This is a genomic window from candidate division WOR-3 bacterium, assembly GCA_039801365.1.
Classification (GTDB): domain Bacteria; phylum Hydrothermota; class Tepidihabitantia; order Tepidihabitantales; family Tepidihabitantaceae; genus JBDRUN01.
Window position 1 is genome coordinate 1 of the sequence record JBDRUN010000078.1, and the last position, 13,054, is coordinate 13,054.

Genomic DNA, 13,054 nt, shown 5'->3' on the forward strand with positions numbered 1-13,054 from the left:
CTGTTTACGTTTGGCCACGATGTAGTAGGCTATGGGAGGCATCGGTTCCACCTTTCTGGCACTTGTGTATTGCCACAGAAGCATAACCAGAACAATTGAAAACTTGATGCCTTTCTTTCAGCTTCGTCTCATGCAGTAATGTTTTCACACTTCCTCGCAACGCAAGCCAGTCTCTTGGTGTAATGCCCCCGGACTTTGCGGCCGCCCTCAAAGAGTCACCATGTACCTGGGCTAGAGCCATGTCGCATCCTGGCCATGGCCTGATTGACATCGTACTCAGACGGAATATCCTTTGCGCGTATAGGAGGTAAGGCTATGCTGATACTAATAGTAATTCTAGCGATCCTCATGGTGCTCGTGCTCTTTGTTATCGCCGTGTACAACGGCTTGATCGTGAAGCGTAACCGGGTGCGAAACGGCTGGCATCAGATTGATGTGCAACTCAAACGTCGCATTGACTTGATTCCCAACCTGGTCGAAACGGTCAAGGGCTACGCTGCGCACGAGAAAGCTATCTTTGAACGGATTGCTGAGGCACGGTCCCTGGCTCTTGGTGCCAAGACCCCGGGGGAAGCAGCCAGGGCAAACAACATGCTCACCGAGACCCTGAAGTCACTATTCGCTGTAGTCGAGAACTATCCGAATCTGAAGGCGAACGAGAACTTTGCCAAGCTCCAGGAGGAACTAACTACAACCGAGAATAAGATTTCTTTCGCCCGCCAATTCTACAACGATGTAGTAATGGATTACAATAATCAGATTCAGATGTTTCCGTCTAACATCATCGCCAGCATGTTCCGATTTGCAGCCGAGGAGTTCTACACGGTGCCCGAGGCCGAGCGCGAAGCGCCGAAGGTGAAATTCTAGCAGTAGGAGTGTCGTGCCGTGTCCGACCAGTCGGACACGGCGAAACGCGGATGGCTGAGCGCACACACCTCTACCGGCTAATCGCCCGTAACAAGTGGGGCACCGGATTGTTCATCGCCCTGTTCACGATTATCCTGGCTGTAATCGGAATGGCCTTAGGCCAGGTCATGCACTGGGGCGCCGAGGTTTATGTACTGTTTGCCCTGTTCATCGTCGTTTACAATCTGGTCCTCTATTTCAACTCCGACCGGATTGCGCTGGCGGTCAACGGCGCGCAGTCGGCTGACCCCACAGAATACGCCCAGCTCCACAACGTGGTAGAAGAAGTTGCCCTGGCCGCGGGCGTGCCCAAGCCTGGCGTTTACGTTGTTGACTCGGCCGCCCCAAATGCTTTTGCGACCGGCCGCAATCCGGCCCATGCATCAATTGCTGTTACCCGTGGGCTACTGGCGACGATGAACCGCGATGAACTCCAGGGCGTTGTCGCACACGAGATGGCGCACATTCGCAATTACGATATCCTGATGATGACCGTAGTCGCAATCATCGGGGGGCTCATCATCTTGTTCCGGGACATGCTTCTGCGCTGGGGCATCTTCTTTGGTGGCGGCCGCCGGCGGCGAGATTCCTCGGGCCGCGGCGGCGGACAGGCTCAGCTTATTCTGATACTGGTTGGTCTAGTGCTCGCCATTCTTGCACCTCTGCTCATAGCCTTGATTCGGGCGGCGATTTCCCGCCAGCGCGAGTATCTGGCAGATGCCTCGGGTGCCTACATCGTACGCAATCCTCACGGCCTTGCCTCGGCGCTTGCCAAGCTCGGTGCAAGCAAGGAAAAACTCAGGACCGCGTCCGACGCCATGGCACACATGTTTATCACCAACCCGTTTGCCAAGGACCGGACCGGGCGAGCAGACTGGTTTGCATCGCACCCGCCGCTTACCGAGCGCATCCGCCGTCTCAATGCACTTACGCTGGATAGAACAGCGGTAGAATAGGCCCAAGAACGTAAGTGGCACCAGTAGGAGTAAGGAATCTAGGCCCAGATGTCATTACCGGATGGTGGGCGGTTTAGGAAAACTTGGATGATCGTTGGAACCTGTCCAGTCTTACTGTGACTCGCTACCTCCGGTCAGGTAGTTTTCGGCTATTCTTCCAGCCAGCCCTCGGTTCAAGTGCGGGGAGCTCGCCACGCAGTTGCACGGCACCGCTGCCGAACAGTCGCACGAGTTCGGTCACGAGCTCGTGCCCGGGTGCTACCTGGTAGTCCTTTACCCGTAGTACTTCCAGAGTGGCACCCTCTCCAGGCATCCGGAAGTAAACCGGTACGTTCCCGGGATGACGCTGAAGGGTTTCTCGCAGCTTCACAAGCTCTAGCTCGTCGCACATCTTGCGCGGTAGTGTTATTGCAACTGCCGAGATAAACTTGCTGACTAGGGCAAACGGCATGACTCGCTCGGCCCAGACCTGGGGCATCCCGCTCTCCCGTCTGCGCACCCGGCCCTGGACGATGACAAGCTTTTCAGGCTGCAGATTCTCACGGCATTTCTCGAGCAAGCTGGAGAATGCCATCACTTCTACCCATCCGGCAAAATCCTCCATCGTGACCACGACGTACTCCTGGTCGTTCCTACTGCGCTTCGTTCGTCGGGCAGTGATGACGCCGGCGATACTCACCGGCTCACTGTCTTGCTTCTCCTCAAGCTGTTCGGTAGAACAGAAGTGCAGCGCCTCATACTCAATCCGGTAAGGCTCAAGTGGGTGCGAGGAAAGGTAGAATCCGAAAGCCTCTTTCTCGTAGGCAAGCAGGTCGTGCATCTCCAACTTCTTCTCTATTTTTGCTGTCTTATTCTCTACCTGGAATCCAAACAGATCTGCCTGGCGCTCCTGGAATCTGAGCTTCTCTGAACTGGCCCGGGCCATGTCTAACTCCAGTTCTGAGAGAAGCTGTGCTCGGTTACTTCCGGTCCAGTCGAAAGCACCGGCCTTGATTAGAGATTCCGTTGCCTTGCGATTCACGACCCCGCGGTTTCGAATTAGAAAATCTACGAGACTCTGATACGGCCCGTTCCGCTTACGTTCCTCGACGATTTTCTGGCTTGCGCCCTGACCTAGGTTCCTGACTCCAGCAAGCCCGAACCGCACCATACCGTGTTCGATTGCGAAATTGGACTCGCTCGCGTTCACGTCCGGGCCTAGGACAGTAACACCCATTCTCCGCGCTTCGCCAATGAATTTGGCGAGCTTCTTTGAGTCGCCAAGCTCGCTAGTCAGCGTCGCGGCGATGAACTCCAGCGGGTAGTTAGCCTTTATATAAGCGGTAACGTAGGAGAGATAGGCGTAACCTGCAGCATGTGACTTGTTGAAGCCGTACCCCGCGAATTTTGCCAAGAGATTGAAGATCCGATCCGCCCGGTCCGCCGGGATCCGGTTGTACTTGGCACAGCCTTCGACAAATGTGCTGCGCTGTGATTCCATCTCGGCCGGGTCTTTCTTCCCCATTGCCCGGCGCAGAATGTCGGCCTTGCCCAAGGTGTACCCGGCCAGCGCCCGGGCTGCCTGCATCACCTGCTCTTGGTAAACCAGGATGCCGTAAGTCTCGCGACAGATCGGTTCGAGTAGACTGTGTTCGTAATCAATCTTCTCATTCCCAGCCTTACGCGCGACAAAGGAATCCAGTAGTTTCATCGGGCCGGGCCGGTAGAGTGCGATCAGGGCAATAATATGTTCGATGCTCTCGGGTAACATCCGGCGGCACAGGTCGCGCATCCCGGCGCTTTCAAGCTGAAACACACCAACCGTATCACCGCGTTGCAATAGTTCGTAGGTCTTGCGATCATCCAATGGTATCTCGGGGACGGAAAAATGACGTCCGGATTCGGCAATCAGCCGGTGCGCCTCCTCTACCACGGTCAGGGTCCTCAACCCCAAGACATCAAGCTTCAAGAGTCCAACTGTCTCCAGGGAATACATGTCATACTGCGTGCAAAGCCCTAGCTCCGGCGTCTTGTACAGCGGCACGAGCTCAATCAGAGGCCGTGGCGCAATTACCACAGCTGAGGCGTGAACCGACGCGTGCCGGTTGAGGCCCTCAAGCTTGCGGGCGATTCGGAGCAACTCCTGGTATTCCGGCTTTGACTCAACCATCGTCTTGAACTCGGCCACACTGGCCAGCGCCTCGGCTAGGCTGAGGTTTTGGGGAATAAGCTTTGCCAACCGGTCAACCTCGGCGATGGGTACGTCTAACACCCGACCCACATCGCGGATTACAGCCCGGGCCGCCATTGTGCCAAAGGTGATTATCTGTGCCACCGAATCCTCGCCGTACCGGTGCCGGATATAGTCAATCACCTCCTGCCGCCTAGTGTCCGAGAAGTCAATATCTACATCCGGCAGCGATACACGCTCCGGGGTCAAAAATCGTTCGAATAGAAGTCCGTAGCGCAGTGGGTCAATGTCGGTAATCCCCAGGCAGTAGAGCACAAGACATCCGGCGGCCGAGCCCCGGCCCGGGCCAACCGGAATCCCCCGGTCGCGGGCGAACTTGACGATGTCCCGGACGATGAGGAAGTAACCGGGAAAACCCATCTGTCTGATGACGGCAAGCTCGTGCTCTAGCCGCTCCTCAATTGCCGGCGTTACCCGCGAATAGCGCCGCTTCAACCCTTCCTGCGCTAAGTGTTTCAGGTATGCAAAGTCGTCTGCATAACCCTCAGGTGACTGGTATCGCGGCAGGTTTAACCTCACCCGACTGAAATCCAAGAGCAGGTTGCACCGGTCCGCCACCTCCTTTGTTCGCTCAACTGCTCCCGGAATATCAGAGAACAGGTGCTCCATCTCTTGGGGCGAACGGAAGTAGAACTGGTCTGAGGTCATCTTCAGCCGGCCTGAATCTGCCAGCTTTTTACCAGTCTGGATGCAGACGAGCACTTCGTGCGCCTTGGCGTCTTCGGGTTTCAGATAGTGGCAGTCGTTCGTTGCGACAATCGGGATGCCAAGCGACTCGGATAGCTCGATGATGCCAGGAATTATCTGTTCCTGCTCCGGAACCCCCGCCCGCATCACTTCGAGATAGAAGTTGTCCGGCCCCAGGATTTCCTGATACTGGGCCGCAGCCTTCATCGCGCGCTCCGGCTCTCCTCGACGCAGGAAGTAGTTCACCTCGCCCTTCAGACAACCAGAGAGCGCGATAAGGCCTTTCGCGTAGCTACCAAGCAACTCCTTGTCAATGCGCGGCCGGTAGTAGAAACCTTCAAGGTATCCGAGCGTAGTAAGTTTCATCAAGTTATAGTAGCCGGTCTCGTCCTGCGCGAGTAGCGTCAGGTGAAAGCTAGCTTCCGGAATCTCGGCATGCACCTTGCGTTCACGCCGGTCACCTGGTGCGACATACAACTCGGCTCCAATAATCGGTTTCACTCCTGCTTCCTGAGCCGCTCTGTAGAACTCAATCGCCCCGAACATGTTGCCATGGTCGGTGATGGCAAGCGCCGGCATTCCGAAGCTTGCCGCCAGCTTCGCCAGATCTTCTACCCGCGACGCACCGTCAAGGAGACTATATTGGGAATGATTATGCAGGTGGACGAAACTTACCGTGCTCTTTCTTGTGGGCACGACTTCTTATAGTCGTGACACCGGGCTCTGTCAACATGAGACTGGTCAAGCCCGGCGTTTCTCACTGACAACAAAGCGTAATCCCTGGGACCCCACATCCCTCCGTTTCTTCCCCTTACGTACCGTCCGGATGGCTCTAGCGGAGTTCCGCGTCAGCCTACGGCTTTGACTCGAACTCGAGGTGCAGCTTGAGCTGGTTGCCCGCGGTGTACTCGGGCGGCAGGGGCGGCAGCTTCTCGGTCGCAAGTAGCGCCCTGACGCAGGAAGCGTCGTAGCCCGCATCACCTGAACCCTTCTCAAGCTTCACCCCGGTTATGGTCCCGTCCTCCTCAACCACGAAGTACACCGTGGCCCGAATGGTACGCGGCTGGCCCGCATACGGGTTGACCCAGTTGTCCGCTATCTTGGCAAGAATGATGTTCAGGTAGTATGCATAGCCCAGAGCGTCCGCGCCTTCAATGCGCGCGCCGAGCCCGTGCTTCTTGACTACGCTTTCCTTCTTCTGCGATTCTGACTTGGGTTTAGGTCTGGGCTCAGGCGCAACTTGAGGCCTGGGCTTCGGCTCGACTAGGTGTGTAGCCGGCGTCTCGACCGCGGGCTGAGGCGAACCTGGATTGACAATCTGGATGGTAATCACATTGGGCCGGCGAGTATCGCGGGCGCGATTCATACCGGTTGCAATCCCGAGGGCGGCGAACAGCGCCAAGTGGCCAACAAAAGAGAATAACAGGTCGCGCTTCACGTAGTCAGCCGCCTTCCCTCATTCTGCATCCGACTTCTGCAATCTCACCGCTGATTTCATCTGGGGCTGGCGATTTCATTTCGGTAGCGCAACCAGACCGATGTTGGTGATTCCCTGTTCGCGCACGGCGGAGAGTACTTCCATTATCGTGCCGTAGTCTACCTTCTTGTCCGCACGCAGGAATACGCGGTCGTAGTTGCCCTTGGCCCATTGCTCACCAAGGACCCGGGGGAACGCGGTCAAGCTGACAAGCTTGCGCCCGACATAGATTTCGCCGTTCTGTCGCACGCTTATTTCCAGGCCTTCCTTGGAGCTCACATCAAGGGTGGACGCTCGGGGCAAGTCAAGCTCAATGCTCTGCAGCCGGCTGAACGCAGTTGAGACCCCGGCGATAAGGAAGATAACCATCAGCGTAAAGCTCACGTCCGCAAGCGACGTAACGTTCATCTCAGCCAAGAGCTTGAGCTTACGTTCTCTCCTCATGCGAATTGGACACTAGTCACTAGGACTGTAAGGCACACCAAGATTCGACGCCGGAGGAGAAACCGGCATTATCCTACTCTACTTACGGTCGCGTGTTTGGATTCCAAGTGTCTGTACCCTCGAGCTGGGAGTAGATTATCTCTCGGCGTAGAATGCCAGTGAGCTCAGAGGAGAAGCGCTCCATCTCGGACTGGAGGTTGCGCACCCGACCAACGAAGTAGTTGTAGAAGAATGCGGCCGGAATCGCCACAACCAGACCCATTATTGTGGTGATGAGTGCGTCCGAGATGCCGGGTGCAATCGTCTGGAGAGTTGGAATCTGAGTCGTGCGCAGCCCGAGGAACGTTGCGAGCACGCCCTGCACTGTTCCCAGAAGCCCAAGGAACGGTGCAACCATTGTTGTGATAGACAGGAATGGAAGCCAGCCTTCGAGTCTATCCGACTCCCGCGATGCGGCCCGGTCCATCGCCTCAGTAATATTGGGAATGAGCTGCTGAAGTAGTTCTGCGCCCTGTACTGTACCATGAAAATCCTTGCGCAGCTTCTGCCATTCTTCGACTCCAGCAAGAAGCAGGCTGGACAAGGGCGAGGCGCGCATGGTCCGCGCTACCTGCTCATAGTCGCCGAGCCGCGTCCGTAGCCCGAACAGGTTCAGAAACTGCCTAGTCTGCTGCGCCGCTCGGCGCACATACCGCGCCTTGCGTAGAATCACCGCCCAACTGACAATAGACATGACAAGCAAGACCAGGATGACAATTTGGGCGAACAGCCCGGCATGAATAAATGGCCCGAAGAACCCGCCTGAGGGCGGAGCTGTTGATATCACGGTAGTGACTGGGCTACTACTCTGCGCTGAGGGGCAAGCGGCAGTACCGTGATCCGACCAGTTACCGACCTAGCCACTTTCTCACCCCTTACTTCTCCAATGCGTTCAACCGGTCTTGGGCGAGCCCAGCCTCGGTTGTACCCGGATACTTGGCGACCACCTCTTGGAGCTGCCGGATAGCGTCTTGTTTGCGGTTCTGGGCCAGATACACAAGTCCAAGTTTGTAGGCCGCAGCCGGCACCTTGTTCCCGGCCGGGTACTTAGTCAGGACAAGCCTGAACTCTTCCTCGGCCTTGAGCAAGTCATTGAGTGAGTAGTAACATTCGGCCTTCCAGTACTGAGCGTTATCGGCCATATCGGATTGCGGAAACATTACAACGAACTGGTCGAAGCCAGCAATGGCAATCTGGTACTTACCGCGGGTGAAATCAAGGTAAGCAGTGTTATAGAGCTGGTCCGGGTCAATGCCCGGCCGGAGTGTATCAACAGGTCCGGGTACGACCGCAGCTTCCGGTCGCGCCGTGGCGCTATCTGGCGCGGCCGCGTCGGCGCCGACGCTTGCCTCATACCATACTCCGAGCTTACGGCCGACCCTAGCAAGTCGCTCGTCCAGATCAACGATGCGCGCCTCAAGCTGCTCAATGCTGGCGCGTACTGCTTCAAGTTCAGTAAGGGTCTGGGCGCGGAGGTCGCGCAGCAAGGCGGTCTGGCTAACTTCAAGCCGGCTCGTCCGGTGAGCGAGCGAGTCAAGCACAACTCCGCGGCGGACGTACTCACGATGCAGCGAGCAACTTGGCAAAAAAACAGCCAGCAGGCCCAGGGTAAGTGCCAGACTTGTGCCGGCTTTGACCCTGAGCCTACTGGCTCTCATCACTCATCTAAGACGTTCCCGATCGCACTCCGGTTGCTACTTCGAAGCTTTGAACTCGCAGCGTCGGTTCAGTTCGTACTTGTTCGGGTCTGTCGTTGCGAGTCGCTCCTCACCGTAGCTGATGGTCGTCAACTGACTAGCAGGAACACCGAGCTTCACCAGATAAGCCTTGGCCGCTTCAGCTCGGCGCTGACCAAGTGCCATATTGTATTCCGACGTGCCAATCGGGCAGCAGTACCCCTCAATCGTAACCATCGGGTTACCAGCGGCCTTAATGGCATTGGCGTTGTCTGTGAGCTTCTTAACCTCTCCCGTACGGATGTCAGACTTGTCGAAGTCGAAGTAGATGGTAGCAAGTTCCCCGACCTTAGGTTTCTCCACTATTTCGGGCGTCGTATCAGGCGGTGGTGGCGGCGGAATCGGCTCTTCCTTCACAACCTTCTTGGGACAGCCGACAACAGCCACAACCAGGAGCGCGCCGAAAAGAACGGTCAGGAGTCTGGCTGTGTTCTTCATCTGCATTCCTCCTTGGTCAATAGGTCACAAATTACTTAGAACTGCTCGGTTGGCCGATCGCACCAGGCGTCGGCCAGATTCAGCCTGCGATGTGCTGTAATTTACATTACCAGAGCAAGACTGTCAAGCCCAAACTTTGCGAGTTGCGAAACAATCTGGTCCGGCCCAGCCGCCCACCGGCAACTCTCATTTCGCACCGACGATGCTACTAGCAGGCCACTTTGGGACAAATTCGGCCCGCAGGAGACGCTTGGCGGCCACCTCGTGGTTTTCTATCACGTCGCCCGAGGTTGCAGTCTTCCAGAAACGGCTTTGCCTAGACCGGACCGGTGAGATTCCAGAGACCTGCCCAAAGGACCAACCCGGACCCGGACGGACTTTGGCAAAAAGTGCCCATGAGCCTTCCGCGGTGGTATGAGTAGCATATTCACCGTTTTACAGTAGCACTGTTCTCAGGCAAGAAAACTGGGTGGGGCTTGCTGCCCCACCCAGAATAACTCAGGCGGTGCTTAGTTGTGCAGGACGAAGAAGATGAAGTAGTCGGTCTCCGTCGGGTCGTCCGCCGCCGGGTCAAGGTCGTAAATCGGCAGGAATGTCGGATCACGACCCCAGCCAGCGATACCGTACTCCTCCGGAATCTCGGTCGCCTCGTTGATATAGGTGCCGAGGTAGATTGAGCCGGCAACCTCCGGGTCGCCCTCCCAGTCCAGGTACGGGCACCCGAGTTCATCATCGCCCCTGTTCGCTGCATTCTGTCCTGGTTCGAAGTCACCGAAGTGCTCGTCGTAGTTCAGGTCCTCGTACTCTCCGGTGTTATAGCGGGTACCGGTGTACGGGTTGACCGGGAACGCGCCCGGCCTCGGTGAACCCTCGATGCCCTGCGGGTCTCCGCCCGGGAAGTACAGGCAGATGCCCGTCTCATCGTCCGCCTCCCAAGGCACGTCGGCGTTGGGATAGTTGCCGTAGTGGTCCACGGCATACGCCTCCATCGCGGTCTGAATAACGTGCATGTTATTCTTGACCGAGCTGCGCCGCGCACGCTCCTGGAACAATGCGAAGTTCGGGATGATGAGGGCAAGCAGGATACCGATGATCAAGATGACCACCAGCAGTTCGATCAGCGTGAAGCCCTTATTCTTCATTGTCAGTCACCTCCTCTCTCTTAGAGATTTTGTGGTTTAGGGCTTCTAAACCGAGCTGAAATTCCGGATGCAACTCACGACCCTTCCGGGTCGTCTACGGTAACCCAAGGTAGGAGACCGCGTCGCATCCGGTCTCTCCGCTCAATTAGAATTCTACCCCCCCTGCCTGTGCTGTCAAGGAAAACTTTATGCACTTGGAAGCATACGCAAGAAACCCAATCCGCCACGGCCAAAACATCTACAATCAGAATCCCGTAAAGAAACTCCCGGTGGCGACCTACTCTCCCATGCCGTTACCAGCACAGTACCATCGGCCCTGGAGGGCTTAACGACTCTGTTCGGAATGGGAAGAGGTGTGGCCCCTCCGGTAGAACCACCGGGAAAATCCAATCACAAAGGAGAAGAGACAGACTGAATCCTCAAGCCGCACGGCTGATTAGTACCACTTGGCTCAACACATTGCTGTGCTTACACCGGTGGCCTATTACCTGGTAGTCTTCCAGGAGCCTTCAGGGTGTCAGAGCCGAAACCCTAACACACGGGAGACCTAATCTTGGGGTGGGCTTCCCGCTTAGATGCCTTCAGCGGTTATCCCTGCCGTACTTGACTACCGAGCTGTGCCACTGGCGTGACAACTCGTGCATCAGAGGTACGTCCACCCAGGTCCTCTCGTACTATGGGCAGCTCCCCTCAAGTCTCCTACGCCCACGATGGATAGAGTCCGAACTGTCTCACGACGTTCTGAACCCAGCTCACGTACCGCTTTAATGGGCGAACAGACCAACCCTTGGGACCTTATTCAGCCCCAGGATGCGATGAGCCGACATCGAGGTGCCAAACCGGGCCGTCGATGTGAACTCTCGGGCCCGATCAGCCTGTTATCCCCGGAGTACCTTTTGTCCGATGAGCTATGGCCTTTCCACGCAGAACCACAGGATCACTAGGTCCGACTTTCGTCCCTGCTCGAGCCGTCGCTCTCGCAGTCAAGCCAGCTTATATCCTTGCACTCAACGCACGGTGACCGTCCGTGCTGAGCTGACCTTAGAACGCCTCCGTTACCGTTTGGGAGGCGACCGCCCCAGTCAAACTGCCCGCCTGCCACTGTTCTCCGGCTCGATTCAAAACTCGGAGTTAGAATCCCGACAGAACAAGGGTGGTATTTCACCGATGGCTCCACCAGGGCTAGCGCCCCGGCTTCAAAGCCTCCCACCTATGCTACACATGCCCGGCCAAGATCCAATGGCAAGGTACAGTAAAGGTTCACGGGGTCTTTTTGTCCGATCGCGGGCAGGCGGCATCTTCACCGCCGCTACAGTTTCGCCGGGCATCTCGTCAAGACAGCGCTCCACTCGTTACACCATTCGTGCAGGTCGGAACTTACCCGACAAGGAATTTCGCTACCTTAGGACCGTTAGAGTTACGGCCGCCGTTTGCCGGGGCTTCGGTCGGAACCTTTGCCCGCCTTGCGGCGGACTGAGCCCCTTCCTTAACCTTCCGGCACCGGGCAGGTGTCAGTCCCTATACGTCGCCTTGCGGCTTAGCAGAGACCTGTGTTTTTGTTAAACAGTCGGCAGAGCCACTTCTCTGCGCCCGCTCTAGAGCGGGGCCCCTTATCCCGAAGTTACGGGGCTAGATTGCCGAGTTCCTTAACGAGACATCACCCGAGCGCCTGTGGATATTCACCTCACCCACCTGTGTCGGTTTACGGTACGGGCACCCTGACACCTGGCACAGGGGCTTTTCTCGGCAGTTGGGCCAGCCCGGTTCCGCCCTCTCTCGAGGGCGTCCCATTCGTCCTGACGAATTACGCACGCGGATTTGCCAACGTGCCATCGCCAAGACTTAGACCCCAATCCAACAGGGGGCCGGGCCTTTCCTTCTGCGTCCCCCCATAGCTCATAACGGTGCCAAGGTGGTTCCGGAATGTTGACCGGATTGCCATCGCCTACGCTTCTCAGCCTCGGCTTAGGACCCGACTAACTCTGGGCGGATTAACCTTCCCCAGAAAACCTTGGGCTTACGGCGAACAGGTTTTTCACCTGTTTTATCGCTACTCGTTCCGGCATAATCACTTCTGGTTCGTCCAGCGCTGCTCACGCAACGCCTTCGTCCTACAACAGAACGCTCCCCTACCACTCGCACTTGCGCGCAAGTCCGCAGCTTCGGCGGTAAGCTTGAGCCCCGATGTATTTTCAGCGCAAGACCACTCGACTGGTGAGCTGTTACGCACTCTTTAAATGATTGCTGCTTCTAAGCCAACATCCCAGCTGTTTCTGTAGTCTCACCTCTTTTTCCACTTAGCTTACACTTGGGGGCCTTAGCTTGCGGTCTGGGTTATTCCCCTCTCGGCCACGGACCTCATAGCTCGTAGCCTCACTCCCTGACTCTAAAGTTGCGGCATTCGGAGTTTGGTTAGGTTTTCCTCCACATTGTGGAGAAGCGCCCATCCAGTGCTCTACCTCCGCAACTGAAAATCAGGGGCTGTTCCTAAAAACATTTCGGGGAGAACCAGCTATCACCCGGTTTGGTTAGTCTTTCGCTCCGACCCACAGCTCATCCGAGAGTATTGCAAGACTCACCAGTTCGGTCCTCCCTTGAGTGTTACCTCAAGTTCGACCTGGCCATGGGTAGCTCACCGGGTTTCGGGTCGAATGTACGCAACTGGTCGCCCTGTTAGGACTCGCTTTCGCTTCGGTTACGGCTCAGAGAGCCTTAGCCTTGCAACATACGCAGACTCGCCGGATCATTATGCAAAAGGCACGCGGTCATCAGAGTTGCCGAACCTTGCGGAAAGGCAATTCCGACTCCCACTGATTGTAAGCACATGGTTTCAGGTTCTATTTCACTCCCCGCCAGGGGTTCTTTTCACCTTTCCCTCACGGTACTAGTTCACTATCGGTCAGTTGCTAGTATTTAGCCTTGTGACGTGGTCGTCACGGATTCCCACAGGGTTTCTCGTTCCCCGTGGTACTTGGGATACGCTCCAGGAGAGTCGTCGC

General features: G+C 56.5%; 9 protein-coding genes and 2 rRNA genes. 2 read left to right on the top strand and 9 right to left on the bottom strand.

Going from position 1 to position 13,054, the window contains the following annotated elements:
• Positions 1-315: 315 nt before the first annotated feature.
• Both ABIL25_09045 and ABIL25_09050 read left to right on the top strand, forming a co-directional pair.
• Complete coding sequence (locus tag ABIL25_09045) at positions 316-867, top strand: LemA family protein (protein MEO0082421.1); 552 nt, start codon at positions 316-318, stop codon at positions 865-867.
• 50 nt (positions 868-917) lie between these two features.
• Positions 918-1,862, top strand: coding sequence for a M48 family metalloprotease (locus tag ABIL25_09050; GenBank protein ID MEO0082422.1), 945 nt, complete (start codon positions 918-920; stop codon positions 1,860-1,862).
• A gap of 124 nt (positions 1,863-1,986) precedes the next feature.
• Here ABIL25_09050 and dnaE read toward each other — a convergent pair whose 3' ends face one another.
• The 9 genes from dnaE to ABIL25_09095 form a co-directional block, all read right to left on the bottom strand.
• The gene (dnaE, locus tag ABIL25_09055) at positions 1,987-5,475 is read right to left on the bottom strand and encodes a DNA polymerase III subunit alpha (GenBank protein ID MEO0082423.1); all 3,489 of its coding nucleotides are present in this window, start codon (positions 5,473-5,475) and stop codon (positions 1,987-1,989) included.
• 157 nt (positions 5,476-5,632) lie between these two features.
• Entirely contained in the window at positions 5,633-6,217 is a 585-nt protein-coding gene (locus tag ABIL25_09060; GenBank protein ID MEO0082424.1) for a TonB family protein, read from the bottom strand.
• 75 nt (positions 6,218-6,292) lie between these two features.
• Positions 6,293-6,700 carry a biopolymer transporter ExbD gene (locus ABIL25_09065; protein ID MEO0082425.1) on the bottom strand — a complete coding sequence of 136 codons (408 nt, stop codon included), beginning with the start codon at positions 6,698-6,700 and terminating at the stop codon, positions 6,293-6,295.
• Positions 6,701-6,782: 82 nt separating this feature from the next.
• Complete coding sequence (locus tag ABIL25_09070) at positions 6,783-7,526, bottom strand: MotA/TolQ/ExbB proton channel family protein (GenBank protein ID MEO0082426.1); 744 nt, start codon at positions 7,524-7,526, stop codon at positions 6,783-6,785.
• A gap of 88 nt (positions 7,527-7,614) precedes the next feature.
• Positions 7,615-8,397 (bottom strand): tol-pal system protein YbgF, encoded by a 783-nt coding sequence (gene ybgF, locus ABIL25_09075; protein MEO0082427.1) that lies wholly within the window; start codon positions 8,395-8,397, stop codon positions 7,615-7,617.
• A 36-nt stretch (positions 8,398-8,433) separates the two neighbouring features.
• Positions 8,434-8,913, bottom strand: a complete 480-nt coding sequence (locus ABIL25_09080; protein MEO0082428.1) for an OmpA family protein — start codon at positions 8,911-8,913, stop codon at positions 8,434-8,436.
• Positions 8,914-9,422: 509 nt separating this feature from the next.
• On the bottom strand, positions 9,423-10,055 hold the full coding sequence (locus ABIL25_09085; protein MEO0082429.1) for a prepilin-type N-terminal cleavage/methylation domain-containing protein: 633 nt from the start codon (positions 10,053-10,055) through the stop codon (positions 9,423-9,425).
• 264 nt (positions 10,056-10,319) lie between these two features.
• Positions 10,320-10,436: ribosomal RNA gene (gene rrf, locus ABIL25_09090) — 5S ribosomal RNA — on the bottom strand.
• A 34-nt stretch (positions 10,437-10,470) separates the two neighbouring features.
• A 23S ribosomal RNA gene (locus ABIL25_09095) occupies positions 10,471-13,054 on the bottom strand; the annotation flags it as partial.

What these genes read in the sequence shown, in the direction of transcription:
- ABIL25_09050 (MEO0082422.1), top strand. Translation starts at nt 918, where the DNA reads ATGGCTGAGCGCACACACCTCTACCGGCTAATCGCCCGTAACAAGTGG.
- ybgF (MEO0082427.1), bottom strand. Translation starts at nt 8,397, where the DNA reads ATGAGAGCCAGTAGGCTCAGGGTCAAAGCCGGCACAAGTCTGGCACTT.
- ABIL25_09085 (MEO0082429.1), bottom strand. Translation starts at nt 10,055, where the DNA reads ATGAAGAATAAGGGCTTCACGCTGATCGAACTGCTGGTGGTCATCTTG.
- ABIL25_09080 (MEO0082428.1), bottom strand. Translation starts at nt 8,913, where the DNA reads ATGAAGAACACAGCCAGACTCCTGACCGTTCTTTTCGGCGCGCTCCTG.
- ABIL25_09045 (MEO0082421.1), top strand. Translation starts at nt 316, where the DNA reads ATGCTGATACTAATAGTAATTCTAGCGATCCTCATGGTGCTCGTGCTC.
- ABIL25_09065 (MEO0082425.1), bottom strand. Translation starts at nt 6,700, where the DNA reads ATGAGGAGAGAACGTAAGCTCAAGCTCTTGGCTGAGATGAACGTTACG.